The 8,618-nt window shown below is 68.3% G+C and carries 7 protein-coding genes and 1 pseudogene; 5 read left to right on the top strand and 3 right to left on the bottom strand.

The features are described 5' to 3' along the window. A pseudogene (locus CVM52_RS21075) lies at positions 1-792 on the bottom strand (translocation/assembly module TamB domain-containing protein); the annotation flags it as partial. Then, on the bottom strand, positions 792-2,591 hold the full coding sequence (locus CVM52_RS21070; RefSeq protein WP_100164364.1) for an autotransporter assembly complex protein TamA: 1,800 nt from the start codon (positions 2,589-2,591) through the stop codon (positions 792-794). The pseudogene CVM52_RS21075 and the gene CVM52_RS21070, both read right to left, overlap by 1 nt. A gap of 229 nt (positions 2,592-2,820) precedes the next feature. Between CVM52_RS21070 and CVM52_RS21065 the strand changes: the two genes are divergently transcribed. Next, positions 2,821-3,756, top strand: coding sequence for a LysR family transcriptional regulator (locus CVM52_RS21065; protein ID WP_100164363.1), 936 nt, complete (start codon positions 2,821-2,823; stop codon positions 3,754-3,756). Positions 3,757-3,786: 30 nt separating this feature from the next. On the opposite strand, the gene uraH is transcribed toward CVM52_RS21065, so the two are convergent. Next, positions 3,787-4,131 carry a hydroxyisourate hydrolase gene (uraH, locus tag CVM52_RS21060; protein ID WP_100164362.1) on the bottom strand — a complete coding sequence of 115 codons (345 nt, stop codon included), beginning with the start codon at positions 4,129-4,131 and terminating at the stop codon, positions 3,787-3,789. 140 nt (positions 4,132-4,271) lie between these two features. Between uraH and puuE the strand changes: the two genes are divergently transcribed. The 4 genes from puuE to CVM52_RS21040 form a co-directional block, all read left to right on the top strand. Beyond that, the gene (puuE, locus tag CVM52_RS21055; protein ID WP_100164361.1) at positions 4,272-5,684 is read left to right on the top strand and encodes an allantoinase PuuE; all 1,413 of its coding nucleotides are present in this window, start codon (positions 4,272-4,274) and stop codon (positions 5,682-5,684) included. Continuing rightward, positions 5,681-6,166: an ureidoglycolate lyase gene (locus CVM52_RS21050; RefSeq protein WP_100164360.1), complete on the top strand. Its 486-nt coding sequence runs from the start codon at positions 5,681-5,683 to the stop codon at positions 6,164-6,166. Before puuE ends, CVM52_RS21050 begins: the two co-directional genes overlap by 4 nt. 54 nt (positions 6,167-6,220) lie before the next feature. Then, positions 6,221-7,657, top strand: coding sequence for a uracil-xanthine permease family protein (locus CVM52_RS21045; protein ID WP_100164359.1), 1,437 nt, complete (start codon positions 6,221-6,223; stop codon positions 7,655-7,657). Positions 7,658-7,818: 161 nt separating this feature from the next. Further along, positions 7,819-8,618, top strand: an 800-nt coding sequence (locus tag CVM52_RS21040) for a GAF domain-containing protein (protein WP_306372774.1), incomplete at its 3' end; no start/stop codon positions are given.

Here is an 8,618-nt window from a genome sequence, read left to right as displayed (position 1 = left end):
GCCCTGCGCCGCCGCATCGCGCAGCCGCACCTGCCCGGTGACGCGCGGCGCGCCATCGGTGGCCAGCGCGATATCGGCGGTGAAATCGGTCAGCGGCCCTTCGCCCGCCGCGGTCAGGCTGACCGAGGGCCGGCCGGGGATGTTCAGCAGCTCGGACAGCAGCCCGCCTTGCGCCTCGGTGGTTTCGAAATCCAGCGCGATAACGCTGGTTTCATTGCTGAAACTGGCATCCAGCGTGATCACGTCGCTGGGCCGATCCAGCCGCGTCACCGAGATATCGGTATCCAGCGCTCCCTCGGCCAGGGTCAGCGCCCCGGCCAGCGACAGTTCCGCCGCGATACCCACCACCGGCTCGCCCAGCGAAAAGCTGTTCACCGCGATCTCGCCGATGCTGACCGCAACCGGCAGCTCGGGCAGCTGGAACGGCGTTGCCTCGGGGCTGGGCAGGTCCGCCTCGTCCTCGCTCGCCGCCGGCAACCGCTCGAGCACGATGCTCTCGGCGCTCAGCGTGCTGACATCCAGCCGCCCGCGCAGCAGTGCCGAACGGGTCCAGTCCAGCGTGGCGCCGGAAATCGTCAGCCAGACGCCCTGGTCGTCCGACATGGTCAGCCGCTCCAGCGTCAGGCTGGAACTCAGCGCCCCGGACAGGCCGGTGACGGTGACATTGCGGTTCTCGCCCGACAGTGCGCTTTCCAGCAGCCCGCCGATAAAGCCGCCGCCCGACTCCTCCTGCGCGGCCAGGTTCAGGGGCAGGGTGGTCAGGACCAGGACAAGGCTCAGCCGCGCGCGCATCAGAACGCCTGCCCGATGCCGATATAGAATTGCAGCCCGTCATCGGTGGGGCCGCTGACCGGCAGCGCGATGTCCAGCCGCAGCGGCCCGAACCCGCCCAGGTCATAGCGCAGGCCCAGCCCGGCGCCGGAATGCGACCGCGACGCGCTGGTCACGAAGGAACCGTCATCCACCGCGCCGTAATCGTAGAACCCGACCAGCGAAATCGCCTCGGTGATCCGCGTGCGCAGCTCGGCGCTGGCGGTGACGATCGACCGTCCGCCCGCCACCCCGGTGCCCACCGGAATGCCCAGCGATTCAAAGCCCTGGCCGCGCACGGTGCCGGCGCCGCCAGAGAAAAACAGCAGGTCGGGCGAGGTCTCGGATGCCGCCGCGCCCACCACCGAACCGACCTGCAGCCGCCCGGCCACCACCACCGAGCCCGACGCGGTCAGGCTGCGATAGGCGCGCCCGTCGGCCAGCATGGAAATCCCCGAGGCCGAGTTGCCGAACCCGGTGAACGGCGTGATGGTCAGATCGACAAAATAGCCGCCGGTCGGGTTCTGCTCGGAATCGCGGCCGTCATATTGCCCGTGCAGCGGAAAGGACAGCAGGTCAAAGGACCGGTCGGCGCCATAGGCATCGGTCACGTCGCTGGTGCTGATCTCGACCGAGGCTTCGCCAAACAGCTGGTCGGAACTGACCCGCCGCACCCCGACGCCCAGCATCGCCCGGTTCATCGTGTAATGCTGCCGGTCGATCCGTTCCAGGCTGCCGACATAGAACAGGCTGTTATCGCCGCCCAGCCGCGTCGGGTTGTCCAGCCGAAACGCCAGCCCGCCGTCGATATCCTCGTCGCCGCCGATATTGCGCACCTCGCCCTCGATGCGGAACCGTTCGGCATTGCCGAACAGGTTGCGGTGCAGCCAGGCCGCCGACAGGGTGATCCCGGCATTCGAGGCGATCTCGGCGCCAAAGCTGATCCGCCGCGGCGGCTGGTCGGCCACCTGCGCGGTGAAATCCAGCGTGCCGTCGGCATTGGGGGTTTCCGCCTCGACCAGCGTGACCGACGAGAAGGTGCCGGTGCGGCGCAGCCGCGCGCCGGCCTTGCGCACCTCGTCGGGGCTGAACTTTTCGCCGCTGGGCAGCGCCGCGATGCGCTGGATCGAGGCGGCGCGCACCCGGCTCTGGCCCGACACCTTCAACTGGCCAAAGCGCAGCTCGGGCCCTGGAATGATCTGGATATCGGCATCGACCTGCGACAGCCGGTGATTGGCGGTGATCCGCTGTGCGCCGATATCGGCCTTGGCATGGCCGTCAAAGCGCCAGGCGTCGCGCCCGGCCAGCGCCGCGGCGCGGATGGTGCCGGTGCCGGCGGTTTGCCCGGTTGCGAAGGCTTCCGGCAATTCGGTGCCCGGCGGCAGCGGCGCCACCCGTGCGGTGCCGAAACGGAAGGCCGGGCCGGTGGCGATGCGGATCTCGATCCGGTCGATCCGGCGCGGCGGATTCACCAGCGAGATATTCGCCGCCTCGCGCCCGTCGACGCGGATGCTGACCTCGGGGCCGAAATAGCCGGCGTCATACAGCACCTGCACAAGCGTCTTGTAATCCGACAGCGCCGCCGCCAGCAGCTCTTGCGCGCTGTCCAGGCCGCTGGTCTCGGCCGAAACCACCGAGGAAGAACCGCGCAGTTCGGCCAGCAGATCATCCGAGGCGCCGGGGGCCGTCAGGCTGGTTTCAGCGGCCTGCAGCGCGGCGGGCAGAAGCGCGGCCAGGGCAAGCGAGAAGGTCAGCGGCAGAACGCGGCGCCGCGCTCGCATCCATGTTGCTGCCTGCGCACCTGTCCCCGCCTTGATCACTGCACCCACCCAAAGCCACCGTTCCCGCACCGGCGTAACATGGCCGGGCAGCGGGAAAAACAGCGAACATGGGTAATCTTTCGGCACCGGCGCCGAACGGCCTATCGCTTGGGCGCGGTCGCTCTGGCCATGGGCGTATTTTGTCGGTAGATCCGAAAGTAGACGGGCCACTATCAAAAAAACTGGAATAATGTCCTATCTCGACAATATCCGGACCTTCGTGCGGGTCTATGACCTGGGCAGCATGTCCGCCGCCGGGCGCGATCTGCGCATCTCGCCCGCCGTCACCTCGGCGCGGATCTCGCAGCTCGAGGCGCATCTGGGCGTGCGCCTGTTCCAGCGCACCACCCGCAACCTGACCCCGACCGAACAGGGCCGGGCGTTTTACGACGGCGCCTGCGCCGTGCTCGACACCGTCGAACAGGCCGAGGCCGAGGTGATGAACCTCACCGACAGCCCGCGCGGCACGCTGTTCGTGGCGGCGCCGCTGGGGGTGGGGCGGCGGCTGATCGCGCCGGTGGTGCCCGATTTCCTGGCCGATTACCCCGAGATCGGCATTCGCCTGCGCCTGAGCGACCGCAAGGTCGATCTGACCACCGAGGGGCTGGACCTGGCGTTTTTTCTCGGCCAGCCCAGCGACAGCACCCTGCGCATCCGCAAGATTGCCGATTGCCGCCGGGTGCTCTGCGCCGCGCCGGCCTATATCGCCGCGCGCGGCATGCCGCACAGCGGCGCCGACCTGGTCGGCGGCCAGCACGATTGCCTGAACCTGCGCTATCCCGGCGCCACCGAGTTCCAGTGGATGTTGCAAACGCCGGACGGCCCGCAGCGCTTTGCCGTCTCGGGGCGCTACGAATGCGACGATGGCGATGTCCTGACCGGCTGGGCGCTGTCGGGGCAGGGCATCGTGCTGAAGCCGGTTTTCGAAGTGGCCGAACATCTGGTCTCGGGTGCGCTGGTGCCGGTGGCGGCACAGACCCCGCCGGTGCCGGTGCAGATGGCCTGCCTCTACACCCACCGCCGCCACCAGGACCCGAAAACCCGGCTGTTCATGGATTTCGCCACCCGCCGCCTGGCCCGCACCCTGCGCGCGGCCGAGGCGCAGGTGCCGCGGCCCTCCGTGTGAGCGTCCGCAGAGCAGGGGAAACCCCCGGTGTCAGCTGCCGCGATAGGTGGAATAGCCATACGGGGACAGCAGCAGCGGCACGTGGTAATGCGTCGCCTCGGCCATGCCAAACCGGATCGGGATCAGGTCCAGAAAGGCCGGGCTGTCGTCGGTGCCAAGATAGGCGCCGGCATGGAACAGCAGCTCGTAGGTGCCGGGCGCGAAGGAGTCAGCCGGCAGGATCGGCCGGTCGGTGCGGCCGTCCGCGTTGGTGTGCAGCGTGCTCAGCAGGCTGCGGCCGCCATCTTCGGCAATGCGGAACAGCTCGATCTTCAGGCCGGCGGCGGGGCAGCCGCGCGCGGTGTCGAGCACATGGGTCGAAAGATATCCTGTCATGGTCCTGCCTCCTGGTGGTGCATCCGGTGTGCCGCAAGTTGCAGCATTGTGCAAAGCCCGCTTCGCTGACAATAGTTTTGCATTTTTCCGAATAATCCGCGCATGTTCCGGGGTAACCTGACGAGCGGCAAGGGGAAAACATGAACAGATATCCGCGCGACATGATCGGCTACGGCGCGGTGCCGCCGGATCCGCAATGGCCCGGCGGTGCCAGGATCGCGGTGCAGATCGTGCTGAATTACGAAGAGGGCGGCGAGAACAACATCCTGCACGGCGATGCCGCCTCCGAAGCCTTCCTGTCCGAGATCGTCGGCGCCGCGCCCTGGCCGGGACAGCGCCACTGGAACATGGAATCGATCTATGAATACGGCGCCCGCGCCGGGTTCTGGCGGTTGCACCGGTTGCTGAAGGATATTCCGCTGACCGTCTATGGCGTCGCCAGCGCGCTGGCGCGCTCGCCGGAACAGGTGGCGGCGATGAAGGCGGCGCCCTGGGAGATCGCCAGCCACGGGCTGAAATGGATCGAGCACAAGGACATGGCCGAGGCCGACGAGCGCGCGGCCATCGCCGAGGCGATCCGGCTGCATACCGAGGTGGTCGGCACGCCGCCGCGCGGCTGGTACGAGGGGCGCACCTCGATCAACACCGTGCGGTTGGCGGCGGAAACCGGGCAATTTGCCTATATCGCCGACACCTATGACGACGATCTGCCCTATTGGCTGAAACTCGGTACCCGCGACCAGTTGATCGTGCCCTATACGCTGGATTGCAACGACATGCGCTTTGCCACGCCGCAGGGGTTCAATTCCGGCGATCAGTTCTTCGCCTATCTCTGCGACACCTTCGATACGCTTTATGCCGAAGGCGTTGCCGGGCAGCCCAAGATGATGTCGGTGGGGCTGCATTGCCGGCTGGTCGGCCGGCCCGGCCGGATCCGGGCGCTGGAACGCTTTCTCGCCCATGCCCAGGGCCATCCCGATGTCTGGTTTGCCACCCGCCTACAGATTGCCGAGCATTGGGCCAAGCTGCACCCGCCAGCGCAGCGGAACCGCCCGTCGCAGATGCCGCTGGCCGAATTTGTCGCTGCCTATGGCGGGGTGTTCGAACATTCGCCCTGGATCGCCGAGCGCGCCTTCGCGCTCGAGCTGGGCCCGGCCCATGACACCGCGCTGGGCCTGCACAATGCGCTGGCGCGCATCTTCCGCTCGGCCAGCGCCGAAGAGCGGATGGCGGTGATCACCGCCCATCCCGACCTGGCCGGCAAGCTGGCCCAGGCCCGGCGGCTGACGGCGGAGTCCACCGCCGAGCAGGCCTCGGCCGGGCTCGACGCGCTGACCGATGCCGAGCGCGCCGCCTTTACCGAACTGAACGCGGCTTACCAGGAAAAATTCGGCTTTCCCTTCATCATCGCCGTGCGCGACCATGACAAGGCGTCGATCCTGGCCGCCTTCCGGGCGCGGCTGGCGCATGACCGCGACACCGAATTTGCCACCGCCTGCGCCCAGGTGGAACGCATCGCCGAGCTGCGGCTGAGGGAGATGTTGCCGGGATGAGCGCGCCCATCCGCATCCGGCCGATCAGCGCCGAGGCCTTCGCGCCCTTTGGCGACCTGATCGCGACCGACGGGTCGCCGGATGTGATGATCAACCAGGGGCTGTGCGGCCGCTATCACGACCGCGCCCGGTTCGAGTTCGGCGCCGGCCGCGCCGGGCTCAGCCTGTTCGACGCGGTGCCGCGCGATCTGCCCTACCGGCTGGAGCTGGTCGAGCGGCACCCGCTGGGCAGCCAGGCCTTCATCCCGATGACCTTCCAGCCCTTCCTGGTGATCGTCGCACCCGATGCCGGCGGCGTGCCGGGCCGGCCGCTGGCCTTCCGCACCGGCGCCGGCCAGGCGATCAATTTTCACCGCGGCACCTGGCACGGGGTGCTGACGCCGCTGCAGGCGCCGGGGCTGTTCGCCGTGGTCGACCGCATCGGCGAGGGCACCAACCTGGAGGAACACTGGTTCGACGAGCCGCATGTGATCGTCGCCTGACAGACGGCCCGCCAAGGACGCGGCCCGAGGGATAACAGCGAGAGGACGACTGGAATGGCCGATACTTCACTTGGAACGCCGGAGCAGCTGCGCGATCCGAATTACATGCCCGCGCTGGTCAAGGCGGTGCCGCTGGGCATCCAGCACGTGCTGTCGATGTTCGTCTCCAATGTCACCCCGGCAATCATCGTCGCCGGCGCCGCCGGGTTCGGCTTTGGCTCGAACTCGCCGGATTTTCCCGAACTGCTCTACATGATCCAGATGTCGATGCTGTTCGCCGGCATCGCCACCCTGCTGCAGACGGTGGGGGCCGGGCCGGTTGGCGCCCGGCTGCCGGTGGTGCAGGGCACTTCCTTCGCCTTCATCCCGATCATGATTCCGCTGGTCGCGGGCCGCGGCGTGGATGCGCTGGCGGCGCTGTACGGCGGTGTGCTGCTGGGCGGGCTGTTTCATGCGCTGCTGGGCACCGTGATCGGCCGGATCCGCTTTGCCCTGCCGCCGCTGGTCACCGGGCTGGTGGTCACCATGATTGGCCTGGCGCTGGTCAAGGTGGGGATCGAATATGCTGCGGGCGGGGTACCGGCCAAGGCCTCGGGCGCCGCAAGCTATGGCGGGCTGCGCAGCTGGTCGGCGGCGCTGGTGGTGATCTTCGTCACCCTGGGCCTGAAATTCTTCGCCCGGGGCATGTTGTCGGTCTCGGCGGTGCTGCTGGGGATCATCGCCGGCTATATCTATGCGCTGGGCATCGGCATGCTGAGCTTCGAGGCGATCGGCCAGAGCTGGAGCCGCGCCGCCGCCTTCGCCCTGCCGCAGCCGTTCAAATACGGCTTCGAATTCTCCGCCGCGGCGCTGATCGGCTTCTGCCTGATGGCCTTTGTCTCGGCGGTCGAGACGGTGGGCGACGTGTCGGGCATCGCCAAGGGCGGGGCCGGGCGCGAGGCCACCGACAAGGAAATCCAGGGCGCCACCTATGCTGATGGCATCGGCACCGCGATCGCGGGCTGTTTCGGGGCGCTGCCCAATACCTCGTTTTCGCAGAACGTCGGGCTGATCGCGATGACCGGGGTGATGAGCCGCCACGTGGTCACGCTTGGCGCGCTGTTCCTGATCCTCTGCGGGCTGGTGCCCAAGGTGGGCGGGCTGATCCGCACCGTGCCGATCGAGGTGCTGGGCGGCGGCGTGATCGTGATGTTCGGCATGGTGGTCGCGGCCGGGGTGTCGATGCTGTCCGATGTCACCTGGAACCGGCGCAATATGGTGATCTTCGCGGTGGCGCTGTCGGTGGGCCTGGGCCTGCAGCTCGAGGTGATGAACCTGGCGCCGGGCGCGCCCAACGCGTTGCAACACCTGCCGGACACCCTGCGCATCCTCGGGGCCTCGGGGATCCTGCCGGCGGCGCTGATTGCCATCGTGCTGAACCTGCTGCTGCCCGAGGAACTGGCCAGCGAGGCGACCGAGGAGATCTCGGGCGGCATGGCCGGGCACAAGTAGGGGCACGGGGATGCAGGATGGGGTTGCATTCCATCCTGCATCGATCGCGATCCGGGCGCACCGGGTACCGACCTGCGGCCAATGGCGCCCGCCACCCCGCCTCCGGTAAGAATTGCCAGCGCGCCGGCAACCGGCTATCACGATGTGCGGGAGGACGGGTGATCTCGCACGAGAAGCTCCATATCGAAAAGGTGATGAGCGCGGTGAACTCGCGCTCGGCCGCGGCGCGGTCGTCGCTGGCGGCCTCCTGGCGGCGCTCGGTCGAGCGCCACGGGCTGGACCCGGCGGAAAGCGTCGGGGTGGGCCGGCTGGACGATACCGGCCTGAACGAACGCCGCGCCCGGCTTGACCGGTTCATGATGGTGGCCTGTCCCAAGCTGGATCAGCTGTTCGGCCTGGTCGGCAATTCCGGCTGCGGTGTGTTGCTGACCGACGAGGCCGGGATCGTGCTCGACGCGCGCTGTTCCGGCGCCGACGAACAGACCTTCAAGGACTGGGGCCTGTGGCTGGGCGCCGACTGGAGCGAGGCGGCCGAGGGCACCAACGGCATCGGCACCTGCCTGACCGAACAGCGCCAGGTGATCATCCACCGCGACGAACATTTCCTTGCCCGCAACATCGGCATGAGCTGCATGGACGCGCCGATCTTCGGCCCCGACGGGCAGCTGCTGGCGGCGCTCGACGTGTCCTCGGCGCGCGCCGACCAGACCGAATCCTATAACCGGCTGATCGCCGCGATGGTCGACCAGACCGCCCGCGCCATCGAATCCGATTTCTTCCGCGCCTGCTTTCCCAAGGCGCGTATCGTCATTGCCGAGGGCGGCGAGGCGCCCTCGGCAATGCTGCTGGCGGTGGATGCCGATGACATCGTCATCGGCGCCACCCGCGGCGCCCGCCGCGCCTTTGAGCTGGAGGCCAGCGGCCCGCTGCGGCCACGCCCGGCCTCGGACCTGTTCGGCCG

Source organism: Pseudooceanicola lipolyticus (assembly GCF_002786325.1).
In the GTDB taxonomy this organism is placed as follows: domain Bacteria; phylum Pseudomonadota; class Alphaproteobacteria; order Rhodobacterales; family Rhodobacteraceae; genus Pseudooceanicola_C; species Pseudooceanicola_C lipolyticus.
Note: the sequence above shows the minus strand (reverse complement) of the source record. Positions and strands in the feature narration are given on the sequence as shown.